Here is a 15,701-nt window from a genome sequence, read left to right on the forward strand (position 1 = left end):
CGCCGAGGGGCGGGCCCGGCGCCGGTCAGGAGACGGCCGCGGCCGCCGCCCGGCCGGCCGCGCGGCCCGAGAAGATGCAGCCGCCGAGGAAGGTGCCCTCCAGGGCCCGGTAGCCGTGGACGCCGCCGCCGCCGAAGCCGGCCGCCTCCCCCGCCGCGTAGAGGCCCGGGAGGGGTTCTCCCGCGGCGGTCAGGACGCGGGAGGAAAGGTCGGTCTCCAGACCGCCCAGGGACTTGCGGGTCAGGATCGAGAGCCGGACGGCGATCAGCGGGCCCGCCGCCGGGTCCAGGATCCGGTGCGGGGCGGCGGTGCGGATCAGTTTGTCGCCGAGGTACTTGCGGGCGCCGTGGATCGCCGTGACCTGGAGGTCCTTGGTGAAGGGGTTGGCGATCTCCCGGTCGCGGGCGACGATCTCGCGGCGGACGGTCTCCTCGTCGAGCAGTCCGTCCTTGGTGATCGCGTTCATGCCCCGCACCAGCGCGGAGAGGTCCTTCTCGACGACGAAGTCGGCGCCGTTGTCCATGAAGGCCTGCACCGGCCCGGGGACCGCCTGGCGGGCCCGCTCGATGACCCCGCGGACCGATTTCCCCGTCAGGTCCGGGTTCTGCTCGGAGCCGGAGAGCCCGAATTCCTTGCCGATGATGCGCTGGTTGAGGACGAACCAGGTGTGGTCGTGGCCGGTCTTCATGATGTGGTCGAGCGTGCCGAGGGTGTCGAAGCCCGGGAAGAGCGGTACGGGCAGCCGCTTGCCGGTGGCGTCCAGCCAGAGCGAGGACGGACCGGGCAGGATGCGGATGCCGTGCTTGGACCAGATCGGGTTCCAGTTCTCGATGCCCTCGGTGTAGTGCCACATCCGGTCCTTGTTGATGTGGCTGGCGCCCGCCTCCTCCGCGATGCCCAGCATCAGGCCGTCCACGTGGGCCGGGACCCCGGAGAGCAGCCGCGCGGGCGGCGTGCCGAGCCGGGCCGGCCACTGGGCCCGCACGAGGTCGTGGTTGCCGCCGATGCCGCCGCTGGTCACGATCACGGCCTGGGCGCGCAGGGAGAACTCCCCGGTGGCCTCGCGGCCGCTCGCGGTGCCGCGGACGGCGTCGGAGGGGGCCAGGACCTCGCCGGTCACCGTGTCGAGGGTGCCCGCCGTACGGGAGAGCCCAGTGACCCGGTGGCGGAACTTCAGCTGGACCAGCCCGCGGGCCACCCCGGCCCGTACGCGGCGCTCGAAGGGCTCCACGAGGCCGGGTCCGGTGCCCCAGGTGATGTGGAAGCGGGGTACGGAGTTGCCGTGGCCGTTGGCGTCGTAGCCGCCGCGCTCCGCCCAGCCGACGACGGGGAAGAAGCGGACGCCCTGGGCGTGCAGCCAGGGGCGCTTCTCGCCGGCCGCGAAGTCCACGTAGGCCTCGGCCCAGCGGCGCGGCCAGGCGTCCTCCTCGCGGTCGAAGCCGGCGGTGCCGGCCCAGTCCTGGAGGGCCAGCTCACGGGTGTCCTTGATCCGCATGCGGCGCTGTTCCGGCGAGTCGACGAAGAACAGGCCGCCGAAGGACCAGTGGGCCTGGCCGCCCATGGACTGCTCCGGCTCCTGGTCGAGCAGGATGACCTTGCGGCCGGCGTCGACGAGCTCGGCGGTGGCCACGAGGCCCGCGAGCCCGGCCCCGATCACGATCACGTCTGCGTCGTACGTCATGTGGAACCCGTCCTCCGTCGGTGGTGGGGCGATCCTTTGCTACGGAGCGGTAACCAGTCAATGGGAGCGGAGGATCACGGCATGAGCGCGGCCGACGAGGTACTGGACGTGGTGGACCGGGAGGACCGGGTGACGGGGCGCGCCCCGCGGGGCGAGGTGTACGCGAAGGGGCTGATCCACCGCTGCGTTTTCGTCCTGGCCCGGGACGGGGAGGGACGGATCTTCACGCACCGGCGGACGGATTCGAAGCTGGTCTTCCCCTCGCACTACGACATGTTCGTGGGCGGGGTGGTCGGCGCGGGCGAGAGCTACGCCGAGGCGGCCCTGCGGGAGGCGGAGGAGGAGCTGGGGGTGGCGGGGCTGGAGCCGCCCGAGCCGCTGTTCAAGTTCCTCTACGAGGGGCCGGGCGGGGCTTGGTGGAGCTACGTGCACGAGGTCCGCTGCGAGCTGCCGGTGCGCCCGCAGGCCTCGGAGGTGGCCTGGCACGCGTGGCTGCCCGAGGGGGAGGTGGCGCGGCGGGTCGCGGACGGCTCGTGGCCGTGGGTGCCGGACGGGCTGGAGGCGTACCGGAGGCTGCGGGAGTTCCTCTCGGAGCGGGGGTAGGCCGGCTCCGTGCGGGGTGGGGGCGGCCAGGAGCGCCGGTGGGGCGGGTCCGGGCGGCGGTAGGCGTCCGGGAAACCCGCAGGTCGGCTCCGGGGGGCCTGCGGGGCGGCTCCGGGGGCCGCCCGCGCGGGGCGCCAGTAGATTGGGCGGGTGCTCGACTTCGTCAAGGACGTGCGGCTGTGGTTCGCGCCGGCTCGGGTGAGGGACGAGGGCGAGACCCCCGACTACCGCTTCTCGCTGGCCAACGAGCGGACCTTCCTGGCCTGGATCAGGACCGCCCTGGCCCTGATCGGCGGCGGGTTCGCCGTGGACCAGTTCCTGCCGGACCTGCGGTGGGCGGTGCGCGTGGCGATGGCCTTCGCGCTGCTCGCGGTGGGCGCGGCCTGTTCGCTGCGCGCGGTGAACCACTGGGTGCGGTGCGAGCGGGCCATGCGGCGCGGCGAGGACCTGCCGATGTCCCGGTTCCCGGTGGTGCTGAGCCTGGGGGTGGGGCTGGTCGCGATGGCGATGGTGGTGGTCGTCCTGCTGGGCTGGACGAAAGGGCGGTGACGGGCCGGTGAAGGGGCGATGAGCGCCTCGGCCGACGCCGCCGACCGCGAGGGCCCCGGCGGCCGTGACGCGGGACTGCAGCCCGAGCGGACCCGGCTCGCGTGGCGGCGTACGACCCTGTCCTGCGCGGTGGTGGCCGTACTGGCGCTGCGCCAGGCCCTGCACGGGTCCGGCTCCCTGGTGGCCGTCGCCGGGGTGGCGGTGATCGCGCTGTTCTGGCTGGCCTTCATGGGGGTGGCGCACCGGCGGGTGCGGGAGCTGGCGGCGGCGCGGCCGGCCGGGCTGGCGGTGGGCGCGGCGCTGGCGGCGACGGCCTGCACGGTGGGCCTGGCGGTGTTCGCGATGGCGCTCATCGTGTGAGGGACCGGCCCACCGGCCCCCTCGGGTCGGCGGGTCTGCGGGTCGGCGGGTCGGCGCCCCACGGTCGTCCGGCTCCCGGGCCGTCGGCCAGGGGACCGGCCTTTCCCGGCATATACCCCTAATGGCGAACACATCGGTGGATTCGGGGTGCATCTCCACTATCCTCGGCCGTCATGACGACCATGCACCAGGAACACCCCACGCACGAGCACTCCCACGGCGCCGACTGCGGGCACACCCCGGTCCAGCACGGCGACCACGTCGACTACGCGCACGACGGCCATCTGCACCGCGAGCACTCCGGCCACTGGGACGAGTGCGAGCCCGCCGGTCACGCCGAGCACGCCGCCCACGCGCACGCGCACGGCCCGGACTGCGGGCACGAGTCCGTCCAGCACGGCGACCACGTCGACTACCTGCACGACGGGCACCGGCACGCCCAGCACGACGGCCACGTCGACGAGCACTGACGAGCGCTGACAACCCGAACCCTCCCCCCGCGGCCCGGTGACTGGCAGGATGCCGAAAGCCCGTCACCGTGACCCGGGGAGAGACCGGATGCCCGCCGAAGAGCCGTACCTCGTCCAGCCCGCGCCCGGGGTGCACGCCTACGTGCAGCCGGACGGTGGCTGGTGCCTGAACAACGCCGGCTTCGTGACCGGCGGCGGCCGGACGCTGCTCGTGGACACGGCGGCCACCGAGCGGCGGGCGCTGGCCCTGCGCGCGGCGGTACTGGCCGCCGGGGCGCCGCTCCCCCGCACGGTGGTCAACACCCACCACCACGGCGACCACACCTACGGGAACGGCGTGTTCACCCCGGAGGCGCTGGTCCTGGCGCACGAGAACGCGCGCGCGGAGCAGCTCGCCGCCGGGCGCCAGCTGGAACTGATCTGGCCGGCGACCGACTTCGGCGCGCTGGACATCACCGCACCCGATCTGACGTACACCGACCGGATGACGCTGCACGTCGGGGAGACCGAGGTACGGGTCCTCCACCCGGGCGTGGCGCACACCACGGGCGACTCCGTCGTGTGGCTGCCCGGGCAGCGGATCGTCTTCACCGGCGACCTGGTCTTCGCGGAGGGCACGCCGTTCCTGGCGATGGGCTCGCTGGCCGGTTCGCTGCGGGCGCTGGAGCTGCTGCGCTCGCTCGACGCGGAGACGGTCGTGCCGGGACACGGCCCGCTGACGGACCCCGGCGCGTACGAGGCCACCGAGCGCTACCTGCGGTACGTGGCCGAGCTGGCCCGGGAGGGGCGCGCGAAGGGGCTGACCCCGCTGGAGGCGGCCCGGCAGGCCGATCTCGGCGAGTTCGCCGCCTGGCGGGAGAGCGAGCGGCTGGTGGCCAACCTGCACCGGGCGTACGCGGAACTGGCCGGGGAGCCCGAGGGGGTACCTCTGGACATCCTGGCGGTGCTGCGGGACATGACCGTGATGAACGGCGGGACGCCGATCCTCTGCCACGCCTGACCGGGCGGTACGACCGAAGACGCGCACTTCGCCGCCTCCACCCACTGGACGGCATACCGACTGGTCGGCATGATGGTGTGCGTCCGTTCCGTCGTCGTCAACTCCGCACGGAGGCGCGCACCATGACCTCAGCTCCCTCCCCTGACCCTTCCGGCGCCCCTTCCGGCCCGCGAGGGCTCGATCTGGAGCGGCTGCGCGGCCATCTCGACCGGGCGCTGCCGGGCCTGGTGGCCGGGGCGCTGACCGGCCGGCTGATCGAGGGCGGCCGCTCGAACCTCACGTACGAGGTGGGCGACGGGAGCTCCCGGTGGGTGGTGCGCAGGCCGCCGCTGGGGCACGTACTGGCGACCGCGCACGACATGCGGCGCGAGCACCGGGTCATCGCGGCGCTGCACGGCACCGCGGTGCCGGTGCCCGAGCCGCTGCTGCTGTGCGAGGACGAGGCCGTGCTGGGGGCGCCGTTCTACGTGATGGAGTACGTGGACGGGGTGCCGTTCCGCACGGCCGGGCAGCTCGCCGCACTGGGTCCCGAGCGGACCCGGCGCGCGGTGCTGGGCCTGGTGGACACCCTGGTCGACCTGCACGCGGTGGACCCGGAGGCGGTGGGTCTGGGGGACTTCGGGCGGCCCGAGGGGTTCCTGGACCGGCAGCTGCGCCGCTGGGGCAAGCAGCTCGCGGCCTCCCGGGGGCGGGAGCTCGCCGGGATCGACGAGCTGCACGGCGCCCTCGGGCGGACCCTGCCCGAGTCGCCCGCGCCCACGGTGGTGCACGGGGACTTCCGGCTGGACAACGTGCTCATCGGCGACTCCGGCGACGGTACGGACCGGATCCGGGCGGTGCTGGACTGGGAGATGTCCACGCTCGGCGATCCGCTGACGGACCTCGGGCTGCTGGTGATGTACAGCTCCGACCTGGGCCTGACCGACTCCCCGGTCAGCACGACCAGCGGGGCCCCCGGCCATCCGGCACCCGCCGAGCTGATCGAGCGGTACGCGGCCCGTTCGGGCCGGGACGCCTCGCAGGTCGCCTGGTACACGGCCTTCGCCTGGTTCAAGCTCGCGGTGATCCTCGAAGGCATCCACTACCGCTTCACGCTCGGGCAGACCGTCGGCGCGGGCTTCGACCGGATCGGCGAGCTGGTCCCGGTCTTCATCGAGCACGGTCTGACCACCCTTCAGGAAGGTTGAGGAACCCCCGATGGACTTCGCATTCGACGCCCGCACCGAGGAACTCCGCGGACGGCTCCTCACGTTCATGGAGGAGTACGTCTACCCGGCGGAACCCGTCGCCGCCGAGCAGCGCGCGCGGCTGGCCTCGCCCTGGGACACCCCGGCCGTGTTCGGTGAACTGAAGGCCGAGGCGCGCCGCCAGGGACTGTGGAACCTCTTCTTCGTGAACCAGCACGGCCTGCCGGATGCCGCGTACGGCGCCGGGCTGACCAACCTCCAGTACGCCCCGCTCGCCGAGATCACCGGCCGCAGCCCGCACCTGGCGCCGACGGCGACGAACTGCGCGGCTCCGGACACCGGGAACATGGAGCTGCTCGCGCAGTTCGGCAACGAGGAGCAGAAGAAGCAGTGGCTGGAGCCGCTGCTGGCCGGGGAGATCCGGTCCGCGTTCGCGATGACCGAGCCGGAGGTGGCCTCCTCGGACGCCACGAACATCGAGACCCGCATCGAGCGTTCGGCGAGCGGCGACGAGTACGTGATCACGGGCCGCAAGTGGTTCATCTCCGGGGCCATGAACCCGGACTGCAAGATCTTCATCGTCATGGGCAAGACCGACCCCGGGGGCGCCGACCCGCGCCGCCAGCAGTCCATGATCCTGGTCCCCCGGGACACCCCGGGGGTCGAGATCCGGCGCGCGATGACGGTGTACGGGTACGAGGACCACGACCACGGCGGTCATGCCGAGGTCGTCTTCGACGGGGCCCGGGTGCCGGCGGCGAACCTGATCGGCGAGGAGGGCGGCGGCTTCGCCATCGCCCAGGCCCGCCTCGGGCCGGGGCGGATCCACCACTGCATGCGGCTCATCGGCATGGCGGAGCGGGCCATCGAGCTGATGTGCCGGCGCGCGGTGGGACGTACCGCCTTCGGCAAGGAGCTGGCCGCGCAGGGCGTCGTACAGAACTGGATCGCGGACGCCCGGGTCACCGTGGAGCAGCTGCGGCTGCTGGTGCTGAAGACGGCCTGGCTGATGGACACGGCCGGCAACCGGGGCGCGCACACCGAGATCCAGGCCATCAAGATCGCGACCCCGCGGGCGGTGGTGCGGATCCTGGACGACGCGGTGCAGCTGCACGGCGCCGGCGGGGTGAGCCAGGACTTCCCGCTGGCGGAGCTGTGGGCGGCGGCGCGGACGCTGCGGCTGGCGGACGGGCCGGACGAGGTGCACCAGCGCTCGCTGGCGCACCGGGAGCTCAAGCGGTACCGGTAGCCTCCCGCGGGCACGGCGGGACGCGCTGCGGCGCGCGGGGCCGGGGACTTCGGCGGGCGTGGAGGGGGACTTCGGTCCCCCGGGACCGGACCTTTAATGGTCCAGACCACTAGGGAAGTCCGATATATTCGGTATTTCCCCCAGTGAAAGTGCCCTCTGCCATGCCCAGCTCCACCCTGGCCCCCGCCGCCGCGCCGCACGCCACGGCCTCCCCCGTCACCGCGCCGCAGGTCATGGCGAATCCCGGACCGCTCGGCCTGGCGGCGTTCGCCCTCACCACCTTCGTGCTCAGCCTCTTCAATTCGGGGCTGATCTCGAACACCGCGCTCAGCGCCGTCGTGCTGCCGCTGGCGCTGTTCTACGGCGGCCTCGCGCAGTTCGTGGCGGGCATCCTGGAGTTCCGCCGCGGCAACACCTTCGGGACCACGGCGTTCGTCTCGTACGGCGCGTTCTGGATGTCCTTCGCCGGCTACGTGAAGTTCGTCGTCCCCACGCTGCCGGCCGACCAGGCGCACGTGGCGACCGGCTGGTTCCTCGTGGGCTGGTTCATCTTCACCGCGTACATGTCGATCGCCGCCATGAAGCTGGACGTCGCGCACCGCGTGCTGTTCGTCTCGCTGGCGCTGACCTTCCTGTTCCTCGCCCTCGGCGACCTGGCGCAGAGCACGGCGCTGGGCCACACGGGCGGCTTCCTCGGACTCTTCACCGCGGGCGTGGCCTGGTACATCTCCTTCGCCGTGGTCGCCAAGGAGACCTGGGGCCGCGAGGTCGCACCGCTCGGCTAGGACCGCTCCGCGGTCGCGGGCGCGGCGTCCGGCACGGTGTTGCCCGAAGCCGCCTCGATGACCTCGTCCAGCACCTCGCGGGACCGGATCAGATCGGCGATCAGCCGGTCGATCCGGTCCCGTTCCGTTGCCAGCTCGGCGACGAGCGCGGGCGTGGCCCGTACGTCCGGCCCGCCGTCCGCGTCGCGCATGCAGGGCAGGATCTGCCCGATCTTCGCGCTGTGCAGTCCGGCCGCGTAGAGCTCCTGGATCCGGATGACCCGGTCCACCGCCCGCTCCGCGTAGTCGCGGTGGCCGCCGGGCGTCCGGTCGGAGACCAGCAGCCCCTGGGTCTCGTAGTACCGCAGCGAGCGCTCGCTGACCCCGGTGCGCGCCGCCAGTTCACCGATCCGCATGCCCTGCCCCCGCCGTCCCCGGACTTGAATCTGACATCCATGTCAGGTTTTAGGTTACGGGCATGACGCAGACGCAGCAGGTCCTTCCGTCCGTTTCCCGCCTCTTCGAGCCCGCCTCCCTCGGCGGGCTGGAACTCCCCAACCGCCTGGTGATGGCGCCCCTGACCCGCAACCGGGCCGGCGCCGACGGGGTCCCCGGGGAGCTGATGGCAGTCCACTACGCCCAGCGCGCCACCGCCGGCCTGATCATCGCCGAGGGCACCACACCGAGCGCCGTGGGGCAGGCCTATCCGAACATCCCCGGCATCCACACCCCGGAGCAGATCGCCGGCTGGCGCCGGGTCACCGACGCGGTGCGGGCGGGAGCCGGCGGCCGGGGCGGCGGCGCGGCGATGTTCCTCCAGCTCGAACACGGCGGCCGGGTCGGGCACCCCGACACCAGCGGTCACGTACCGCTCGCGCCGTCCGCCGTACGGCTCCCCGAGCGGCTGCAGACCCCCGGTGGGCTGCGGGACGCCCCCGTTCCGCGCGCGATGACGGCCGGGGACGTCCGGTCCGCCGTCGCCGACTTCGCCACCGCGGCCCGCAATGCCGTGGAGGCCGGGTTCGCGGGGGTGGAGGTGCACGCCGCCAACGGGTTCCTGCCCCACCAGTTCCTGGCGCGGGGCACCAACCTGCGGACCGACGAGTGGGGCGGCCCGGTGGAGAACCGGATCCGGTTCACCGTCGAGGTGGTCCGGACCGTCGCCGGGGCCATCGGCAGGGAGCGGGTCGGCGTGCGCGTCTCGCCCGGGGTCGGCGTCAACGGCATCGAAGAGGGTGACACCGAGGCGATCTACCCGGCGCTGCTGGCGGCCCTGGCCGAGATCGACCCGGTCTATCTCCACGTCCTCTACGCCCACGGGCAACGGCGCGGGATCGCGGAGCACCGCGAGGCCTGGCGGGGCACCCTGATCGCCAACCAGCAGCTCTCCCGGGAGGAGTTCGCGGCCGACGGCGGCAAGGCCGTCGCCGAACGGCTCCTGGCCGAGGGCGCCGACCTGGTCTCGCTGGGCCGGGGCTTCCTCGCCAACCCCGACTTCGTGGAGCGGCTGCGTGCGGACGCCCCGCTCAACGAGATCCGCTCCGAGTTCCTGATGCACGTACAGGGGCCGGAGGGGTACAACGACTACCCCGCCCTCCCCCCCGCGCCCGCTACGGGCGCAGCGCCCGCATCAGCAGGTCCGCGAGGTGATCGGCGACCTGCTGCGGCGTGAGCGGGCCGTCCTCGCGGTACCAGGTCGACAGGTGGTGGACGGATCCGAAGTGGTAGTCCACCACCAGGTCGGCCGGGGTCGCGTCGGAGAAGACCCCGGCGGCCTGGCCCTCCTCGACCAGGGCGCGGAAGCTCTCGTGGTAGCGCCGGCGCTCCGAGCGGACCTGCTTGAACTTCTCCGGGCTCAGCTGGTGCATGGAGCGGAAGAAGATCGCCGCGTCGTCCAGGTTCTCGATCGTGGTGACCACCACGTCGGCGGCCGCGGCGCGCAGCCGCTCCTCCACCGGGGCGTCGGAACCGGCCACCGCGTCGAGCCGCTGCTGCTGGAGCCGCAGCATGCGCGCGTACACCTCGTGCAGCAGATCGTCCTTGGATCCGAAGTAGTGGTAGAGCGCGCCCTTGGTGACCCCGGCCGCCTCGACGATCTCCTGGACCGAGGTGCGGTCGTAGCCGCGTTCGGCGAACAGCCTGGTCGCGACGGCGAGGAGCCGGCGCGGTACCGGGGCCTCGTGCGCCCCGACGGTGTCCGTCGTGGTCTTGGCGGCCATGGCTGTCGCCTCCCTTTCGTGGTGCTCGCGTGTGGGGCGCGGCGCGGACGGGGTCCGGCCGTTTTCAGCCGTGGTCGCGCATCCGTAGTTCCCGTCGCAGGATCTTGCCACTGGTCGTCTTCGGAAGGACAGGCAGGATCTCCACCCGGCGCGGGTATTTGTACGCGGCGAGGCGCTCGGCGCAGTACGCGGACAGCTCGGCCGGGTCCGCCTCCGTCCCGGGGCGCAGGCTGACGTAGGCCTTCACGCTCTCCCCGCGGTAGGGGTCCGGGATACCGACGACGGCCGCTTCGCGCACGGCGGGGTGGGTGTAGAGCACGTCCTCCACCTCGCGCGGCCAGACCTTGAAACCGGAGGCGTTGATCATGTCCTTCTTGCGGTCGACCACGTAGAGCCAGCCCTGCGGGTCCATGAACCCGACGTCTCCGGTGCGCAGTTCGCCGCCCGGGAAGGCCTTGGCCGTGTCGGCGGGCAGGCCCCAGTAGCCGGGGACGACCTGGGGTCCGCGGACGGCTATCTCACCGGTCTCGCCGAAGGGGACCTCGGCGCCGCTCTCGTCGAGGATCCGTACGAGGGTGTCGGCGCCGGGCACGCCCACGGAGAGGGTGCCCGAGGCGGGGTCCACGGGGGCTTCGAGGTGCGCGGGTACGGAGGCGCAGGGCGCGGTGCACTCGGTGAGGCCGTAGCCGTTGCGCAGGTAGAAGCCGTAGGCGACGCGCAGCCGCTCGACCAGGGCGGGCGGCAGCGGGGCGCCGCCCGAGGAGACCACCCGGAACGAGGCGAAGTGGTCCGGGGTGGCCCCGGGGTGCGCGGCGAGCGCCATGAAGGCGGTGGCCGGACCCACGGTGTACGCGGGGCGGTGTTCGAGGAAGGCGTCGAGGACGGCTCCGGCGTCGAAGCGGTGGGCGAGGACGAGGGTGCCGGCGTTGGTGAAGCAGGCGGCGAGTTCGCACACCATGCCGGTGATGTGGAAGAGCGGGGCGAGGGCGAAGTAGGAGGCGCCTTCGGGAAGGGGGTGGCCGGTCACCTGGCGGACGGCGTTGTGGGTGAGGGCGCCGTGCGGGTTCATGGCGCCCTTGGGGGTGCCGCTGGTGCCGGAGGTGTAGCTGATCAGGGCGGTGTCCGCGGCCGTGAGGTCCGGGTCGGGCGGGGCGGGGCGGCCCCGGCGGGCCACGGTGTGCAGGTCGGCGGCGTCGGCCGGCTGCTCCGGGCGGCCCGGCGCGAGGACCCGTACGTCGTCGCGGGTCTGGAAGTCCAGGTCGCAGGCGGTCAGGACGGTGCGTACGGCGGTCTCCCGCGCGGCCCCGCGCAGGTACGCGGACCAGGCGCGGGCCTCGCAGACCAGGGCGGTGGCCCCGGAGTCGCGCAGGATGTGGCCGACCTCGCCGGACTTGTACATGGGGTTGAGCGGGACCACGACCGCCCCGGCCTTCCAGGCGGCCAGGACGGCGAGCACGAAGTGCGGGGTGTTCTGCAGCATGACCGCGACCCGGTCCCCGCGGCGGATGCCGTCTGCGGCGAGGTGGCCGGCGAGGGAGTCGGAGAGGGCGTCGGTCTCGGCGTAGGTGAGGCGGCCGTCGAAGTAGGCGAGGGCGGTGTGGCCGGGGGCGCGGGCGACGGCGGCGCGGAAGGCGTGCAGCACGCTGGGCGGGGGCGCGATCGGGGCCCGCTGGACCGGGCTGAGCAGGCCGAGCCAGGGCTTGGCGGCATAGGGGGAGGTCGGGGCGGGGGCGGACGGGTCCGGGTCCGAGGGGAGGGCCGGGGGCGTGGTGTCTGCGGTCACCGGGTCTCCCACTTGCGCTGGAGGTGGTTCATGCCGCTCAGCCAGCGGTCCGGGTCGGTGGCCCGGGACGCGTAGAAGTCCGCGACCTCGGGGTGCGGGAGGATCAAGAACCGGCCCTTCTCCATGCCGTCGAACAGGGCGTCCGCGACCGCTTCCGGCGTGATCGCGGTCGGCGCGAGGACCAGCTCGCCCGCCGATCCGGCCGCGGTGAGCATGTCGGTCCGGACCCCCTGCGGGCAGATGGCGTGGACCTGGAGCCCGCGGTGGCGGTAGGTCAGCGAGAGCCATTCCGCGAAGGCGAGCGCGCCGTGCTTGGTGACACTGTACGGGGCCGCTCCGATCATGGTCAGCAGACCGGCGGCCGAGACGGTGGACACGAAGCGGCCGCTCCCGCGCTCCAGCCAGTCAGGCAGCAGCAGCCGGGCGGCGCGGACGTGGGCCATGACGTTGGTGTCCCAGGCCGCCTCCCAGACGGCCTCGTCGGCGAAGGCGTCGCCACCGGAGGCGAGGCCCGCGTTGGCGCAGTAGACGTCCACGGTGCCGCCGAGCGCCTCGCGCGCCTGCGCGGCCACGGCGGAGGCGTCGCCGGGCACCGCGACGGCGCGGGCGCCGATCGCCTCCGCGACCGAGGCGGCCTTGGCGGCGTCGAGGTCGTTGACCGCCACGGTCGCCCCCTCGGCGGCGAAGCGGTGGGCGAGGGCGGCGCCGATGCCGCCGCCCGCGCCGGTGACGACGACTCGCTGGTCCTGGAACGCGTTCACGGGTCCGCCCTTCGTGGTGGTGGTGCCTTGCCTTGGTTGCCCCGGCGCCCTGGGTGCCCTGTGCGCCCGTGCCGCCTGCCGGGGCCTCGGTCTCGGGCAGACTAACCAGTCGGTATGTCCGGGCGGAAGGGTGCGGAGCCCTACTTTGGCGCGATGACGCTGTCGCGACGCGGGTTGCTGGGTCTGGCCGGGGCGGCGGGCGCCGCGGGCGCCCTGGGGGCGGGAGCCCCGGGAACGCAGGTGCCGGGGACGCAGGTGCCGGGGACGCAGGTGCCGGGCGCGCCCGGCGGCCGGGTGCGGACCGGGTTCGAGGGGCTCTCCGCGGACGGGTACGCCGTACTGGCCGGGCAGCGGGTCGGGGTGATCACCAACCCGACGGGGATCACCGCGGACGCCCGCCACCTGGTCGACGTCCTGCACGCGGACGCCGCCGACGGACACTTCGACCTGGTCGCGGTGTTCGGCCCCGAGCACGGCTTCCGGGGCACGGCCCAGGCGGGCGGTTCGGAGGGGGCCGGGCGGGATCCGGCGACCGGACTGCCCGTGTACGACACGTACGACAAGAGCGGGCAGCGGCTCGCGGACGTCTTCACGGCGGCCGGAGTCGACACGGTCGTCTTCGACATCCAGGACGTCGGCGCCCGCTTCTACACCTACATCTGGACCCTCTACGACTGCATGCGCGCGGCCGCCCTCGCCGGCAAGGCGGTGGTGGTGCTGGACCGCCCCAACCCGGTCGGCGCCCGGCGGGCGGCCGGGCCCGTCCTGCAGCGCCCGTACGCGAGCTTCGTGGGCCGCGAGCCGATCGCGCTGGCGCACGGGATGACGGCGGGCGAGCTGGCCGGGCTCTTCGCGGGCGAGTTCCTGCGGGAAGCCGGCGCCGCGCCGCGGCTGGAGGTGGTGCGGATGGCCGGCTGGCGGCGGGCGTCCTTCTTCGAGGAGACCGGGCTGCCCTGGGTACCGCCGAGCCCGAACATGCCGACGCCGGGCACGGCCCTCGCGTACGCCGGGACCTGCCTGTTCGAGGGGACGAACCTGTCGGAGGGGCGCGGTACCACCACCCCCTTCGAGCTGGTCGGCGCGGAGGGCGTGGACCGGCGCTGGGCCGAGGCGGCGAACGCGCTGGAGCTGCCCGGGGTCTGGTTCCGGGAGGCCTATTTCACGCCTTCTTTCTCCAAGTACTCCGGGAAGACCTGCGGCGGCGTCCGGCTGCTCGTCCACGACCGGGAGGCCTTCGATCCGGTACGGGCCGGGATCGGGCTGCTCGTCACCGCGCGGCGGGTGTGGAGCGGCTTCGCGTGGCGCTCCGACCAGTGGATCGACCGGCTGACCGGCTCGGACCGGGTCCGGCGGATGGTCGACGCGGGGGCGGGCGTGGAGGAGGTCGCGGGCGACTGGGCGGCCGGGCTGGCGCGGTTCGCGGCGGTGCGGGAGGAGTACCTGCTGTATCCGTGAACCGGCTGGTGCGCGGGGGCTGGCCGGGCGGCCTGTTCCGCAGGATGCTGCGGAACAGGGACACGGCGTGGAGGGGGACGTCATGGTGCACATCGGCGGGGCGGTGCCCGCGGCGGCTACGGGGACGGCGGCGGGGATCGGGGCCCGGCCGTACGTGGAGCTGACCTTCGACGCGCAGGGCGACGCGGGCCCGGGCGCGCGGGAGGCGGTCTTCGGGATCGAGGCGACGGACCTGCTGGTCTTCGCCCACGGATGGAACTCCGACCGCTCCACCGCGATCCGGCTCTTCGACCGGTTCTACGCCCCCTTCGCGGATCTGGTGGGGACCGGGGTGCGGCTGGGGTACGTGGGGGTGGTGTGGCCCTCGATCCGGTTCTCGGACGAGCCGATACCCGACTTCGACGCCCGTGGAGCCGTGGGCGGCTCCGGGGCCGGGGCCGGAGAAGTGGCCGGAGAAGGGACCGGGTGCGTGGGGATCGCCGGTGAGCCGGGCCACGGTACGGCCCTGGATCCCGTCACCCGGCGGGCCCTCGGCGCGTTCTGGCCCGGCCGGGCGGCGGAGCTGGACCGGATCGCCGAGCTGCTGGAGGAGCGGCCCACGCACGACGGCGGCTTCACCGAGTTCGGCGCGCTGGTACGGGAGCTGGCCGGCGTGGACGGCGTGGGCACGGGCGACGATCTCGCGGCGGCCTTCGCCCCGCGCGAGGTGCCGGACTTCCTCAGCGGGGACGTCCTGCGGGTGTGCCGGGAGTTCACCGAGGCCCTGGCCGAGGCGGGCGCCACGCTCCCCGGGGACTCCGGGGACTCCCCCGGCTTCTCGGCCGGCGGCGGGGCGCGGACGCTGTGGAACGGTGCCAAGGAGGTGCTGCGCCAGGCCACGTACTACCAGATGAAGGCCCGGGCCGGGGTCGTCGGCGAGCACGGCCTCGGGCCGCTGCTGGCGGAGCTGGCCGGCCGCCGCCCGGCCCTGCGGGTGCACCTCATCGGTCACAGCTTCGGCGGCCGGGTGGTCTCCTTCGCGCTGCGCGGGCTGCCGTCCGGGGCGCGGAACGTGAAGTCCCTGACCGTCCTCCAAGGGGCCTTCTCCCACTACGCGTTCGCCGACAGCCTGCCGCACGACCGGGGACGCGGGGGCGCCCTGCGCGGACTGCAGGACAGGATCGACGGGCCGCTGACGGCCTGCCACTCCCCCTACGACTCCTCCCTCAAGGTGTTCTATCCGCTCGCCTCCCGGATGGCCGGCGATTCGGCCGGTCTGCTCGGTTTCGACGAGCGGTGGGGCGCGATCGGGCACGACGGGGTGCGCGGGGTGCCGGGAACCCCCCGGCTGACCCTGGACGCGGCGCTGCGGGGCGGCCTGCCCGCGGCGGGCTGCGTGAGCGTGGACGCGGGCTCCGTGGTCCGGCGCGGCGGTGCCCCCTCGGGGGCGCACAGCGACATCTGCCACGAGGAGCTGGCCCGGCTGGTGGTGGCCGCGGGGCGCATGGGGCGCTGAGTTCCGGCCATGTGCCACCCGTACGCCTCGACCGCCCCCGCATGCGCCCGCACCAGGCCGGGCATGTTGGGCACACGGCGCCGGTCCTGTGGGGAACACAGCGCGGCGGGCACGGCGCCCGGTGC

General features: G+C 73.8%; 16 protein-coding genes. 11 read left to right on the forward strand and 5 right to left on the reverse strand.

Features of this window, described 5'->3' with window-relative positions; all coding sequences use genetic code 11:
- Window positions 1–25: 25 nt before the first annotated feature.
- Entirely contained in the window at window positions 26–1,681 is a 1,656-nt protein-coding gene (locus ACFYYB_RS25250) for an FAD-binding dehydrogenase (protein ID WP_389437591.1), read from the reverse strand.
- Between the two features lie 81 nt (window positions 1,682–1,762).
- On the opposite strand from ACFYYB_RS25250, the gene ACFYYB_RS25255 reads away from it, so the two are divergent.
- The 8 genes from ACFYYB_RS25255 to ACFYYB_RS25290 all read left to right on the forward strand — a co-directional run bounded on the left by ACFYYB_RS25255 (window position 1,763) and on the right by ACFYYB_RS25290 (window position 7,884).
- On the forward strand, window positions 1,763–2,284 hold the full coding sequence (locus ACFYYB_RS25255; RefSeq protein WP_389437594.1) for an NUDIX domain-containing protein: 522 nt from the start codon (window positions 1,763–1,765) through the stop codon (window positions 2,282–2,284).
- Between the two features lie 150 nt (window positions 2,285–2,434).
- Window positions 2,435–2,833, forward strand: a complete 399-nt coding sequence (locus ACFYYB_RS25260) for a YidH family protein (RefSeq protein WP_389437598.1) — start codon at window positions 2,435–2,437, stop codon at window positions 2,831–2,833.
- A gap of 18 nt (window positions 2,834–2,851) precedes the next feature.
- Entirely contained in the window at window positions 2,852–3,193 is a 342-nt protein-coding gene (locus tag ACFYYB_RS25265) for a DUF202 domain-containing protein (protein WP_389437602.1), read from the forward strand.
- A gap of 173 nt (window positions 3,194–3,366) precedes the next feature.
- On the forward strand, window positions 3,367–3,663 hold the full coding sequence (locus tag ACFYYB_RS25270) for a hypothetical protein (protein ID WP_389437603.1): 297 nt from the start codon (window positions 3,367–3,369) through the stop codon (window positions 3,661–3,663).
- 88 nt (window positions 3,664–3,751) lie between these two features.
- Window positions 3,752–4,663, forward strand: coding sequence for an MBL fold metallo-hydrolase (locus ACFYYB_RS25275; protein WP_389437605.1), 912 nt, complete (start codon window positions 3,752–3,754; stop codon window positions 4,661–4,663).
- Window positions 4,664–4,785: 122 nt separating this feature from the next.
- Window positions 4,786–5,850, forward strand: a complete 1,065-nt coding sequence (locus ACFYYB_RS25280) for a phosphotransferase family protein (RefSeq protein ID WP_389437607.1) — start codon at window positions 4,786–4,788, stop codon at window positions 5,848–5,850.
- Between the two features lie 10 nt (window positions 5,851–5,860).
- Window positions 5,861–7,099, forward strand: a complete 1,239-nt coding sequence (locus ACFYYB_RS25285) for an acyl-CoA dehydrogenase family protein (RefSeq protein ID WP_389437608.1) — start codon at window positions 5,861–5,863, stop codon at window positions 7,097–7,099.
- A 161-nt stretch (window positions 7,100–7,260) separates the two neighbouring features.
- Window positions 7,261–7,884: an acetate uptake transporter gene (locus ACFYYB_RS25290; protein WP_389437609.1), complete on the forward strand. Its 624-nt coding sequence runs from the start codon at window positions 7,261–7,263 to the stop codon at window positions 7,882–7,884.
- Here the strand turns inward: ACFYYB_RS25290 and ACFYYB_RS25295 are convergent.
- Window positions 7,881–8,279 carry a MerR family transcriptional regulator gene (locus ACFYYB_RS25295; protein ID WP_389437611.1) on the reverse strand — a complete coding sequence of 133 codons (399 nt, stop codon included), beginning with the start codon at window positions 8,277–8,279 and terminating at the stop codon, window positions 7,881–7,883. The two genes, ACFYYB_RS25290 and ACFYYB_RS25295, sit on opposite strands and share 4 nt — an antisense overlap.
- A 62-nt stretch (window positions 8,280–8,341) precedes the next feature.
- Between ACFYYB_RS25295 and ACFYYB_RS25300 the strand changes: the two genes are divergently transcribed.
- Entirely contained in the window at window positions 8,342–9,535 is a 1,194-nt protein-coding gene (locus tag ACFYYB_RS25300) for an alkene reductase (protein WP_389437614.1), read from the forward strand.
- Here ACFYYB_RS25300 and ACFYYB_RS25305 read toward each other — a convergent pair.
- The 3 genes from ACFYYB_RS25305 to ACFYYB_RS25315 form a co-directional block, all read right to left on the reverse strand.
- A complete protein-coding gene (locus ACFYYB_RS25305; RefSeq protein ID WP_389437616.1) occupies window positions 9,474–10,082 on the reverse strand; it encodes a TetR/AcrR family transcriptional regulator in 609 nt (202 codons plus the stop codon). The genes ACFYYB_RS25300 and ACFYYB_RS25305 overlap by 62 nt on opposite strands.
- A 64-nt stretch (window positions 10,083–10,146) precedes the next feature.
- Window positions 10,147–11,865, reverse strand: a complete 1,719-nt coding sequence (locus ACFYYB_RS25310; RefSeq protein WP_389437620.1) for a class I adenylate-forming enzyme family protein — start codon at window positions 11,863–11,865, stop codon at window positions 10,147–10,149.
- On the reverse strand, window positions 11,862–12,626 hold the full coding sequence (locus ACFYYB_RS25315) for an SDR family oxidoreductase (RefSeq protein WP_389437623.1): 765 nt from the start codon (window positions 12,624–12,626) through the stop codon (window positions 11,862–11,864). Before ACFYYB_RS25315 ends, ACFYYB_RS25310 begins: the two co-directional genes overlap by 4 nt.
- A gap of 153 nt (window positions 12,627–12,779) precedes the next feature.
- On the opposite strand from ACFYYB_RS25315, the gene ACFYYB_RS25320 reads away from it, so the two are divergent.
- Window positions 12,780–14,081 carry an exo-beta-N-acetylmuramidase NamZ domain-containing protein gene (locus tag ACFYYB_RS25320; RefSeq protein ID WP_389437625.1) on the forward strand — a complete coding sequence of 434 codons (1,302 nt, stop codon included), beginning with the start codon at window positions 12,780–12,782 and terminating at the stop codon, window positions 14,079–14,081.
- An 82-nt stretch (window positions 14,082–14,163) separates the two neighbouring features.
- Window positions 14,164–15,576: a serine-threonine protein kinase gene (locus ACFYYB_RS25325; protein ID WP_389437628.1), complete on the forward strand. Its 1,413-nt coding sequence runs from the start codon at window positions 14,164–14,166 to the stop codon at window positions 15,574–15,576.
- The last annotated feature ends 125 nt before the right edge of the window (window positions 15,577–15,701 follow it).

It is taken from the genome of Streptomyces sp. NPDC002886, assembly GCF_042888445.1.
Taxonomy (GTDB): Bacteria; Actinomycetota; Actinomycetes; order Streptomycetales; family Streptomycetaceae; genus Streptomyces.

What these genes read in the sequence shown, in the direction of transcription:
- ACFYYB_RS25250 (WP_389437591.1), bottom strand. Translation starts at nt 1,681, where the DNA reads ATGACGTACGACGCAGACGTGATCGTGATCGGGGCCGGGCTCGCGGGC.
- ACFYYB_RS25255 (WP_389437594.1), top strand. Translation starts at nt 1,763, where the DNA reads ATGAGCGCGGCCGACGAGGTACTGGACGTGGTGGACCGGGAGGACCGG.
- ACFYYB_RS25265 (WP_389437602.1), top strand. Translation starts at nt 2,852, where the DNA reads ATGAGCGCCTCGGCCGACGCCGCCGACCGCGAGGGCCCCGGCGGCCGT.
- ACFYYB_RS25270 (WP_389437603.1), top strand. Translation starts at nt 3,367, where the DNA reads ATGACGACCATGCACCAGGAACACCCCACGCACGAGCACTCCCACGGC.
- ACFYYB_RS25275 (WP_389437605.1), top strand. Translation starts at nt 3,752, where the DNA reads ATGCCCGCCGAAGAGCCGTACCTCGTCCAGCCCGCGCCCGGGGTGCAC.
- ACFYYB_RS25280 (WP_389437607.1), top strand. Translation starts at nt 4,786, where the DNA reads ATGACCTCAGCTCCCTCCCCTGACCCTTCCGGCGCCCCTTCCGGCCCG.
- ACFYYB_RS25285 (WP_389437608.1), top strand. Translation starts at nt 5,861, where the DNA reads ATGGACTTCGCATTCGACGCCCGCACCGAGGAACTCCGCGGACGGCTC.
- ACFYYB_RS25290 (WP_389437609.1), top strand. Translation starts at nt 7,261, where the DNA reads ATGCCCAGCTCCACCCTGGCCCCCGCCGCCGCGCCGCACGCCACGGCC.
- ACFYYB_RS25295 (WP_389437611.1), bottom strand. Translation starts at nt 8,279, where the DNA reads ATGCGGATCGGTGAACTGGCGGCGCGCACCGGGGTCAGCGAGCGCTCG.
- ACFYYB_RS25300 (WP_389437614.1), top strand. Translation starts at nt 8,342, where the DNA reads ATGACGCAGACGCAGCAGGTCCTTCCGTCCGTTTCCCGCCTCTTCGAG.
- ACFYYB_RS25305 (WP_389437616.1), bottom strand. Translation starts at nt 10,082, where the DNA reads ATGGCCGCCAAGACCACGACGGACACCGTCGGGGCGCACGAGGCCCCG.
- ACFYYB_RS25320 (WP_389437625.1), top strand. Translation starts at nt 12,780, where the DNA reads ATGACGCTGTCGCGACGCGGGTTGCTGGGTCTGGCCGGGGCGGCGGGC.
- ACFYYB_RS25325 (WP_389437628.1), top strand. Translation starts at nt 14,164, where the DNA reads ATGGTGCACATCGGCGGGGCGGTGCCCGCGGCGGCTACGGGGACGGCG.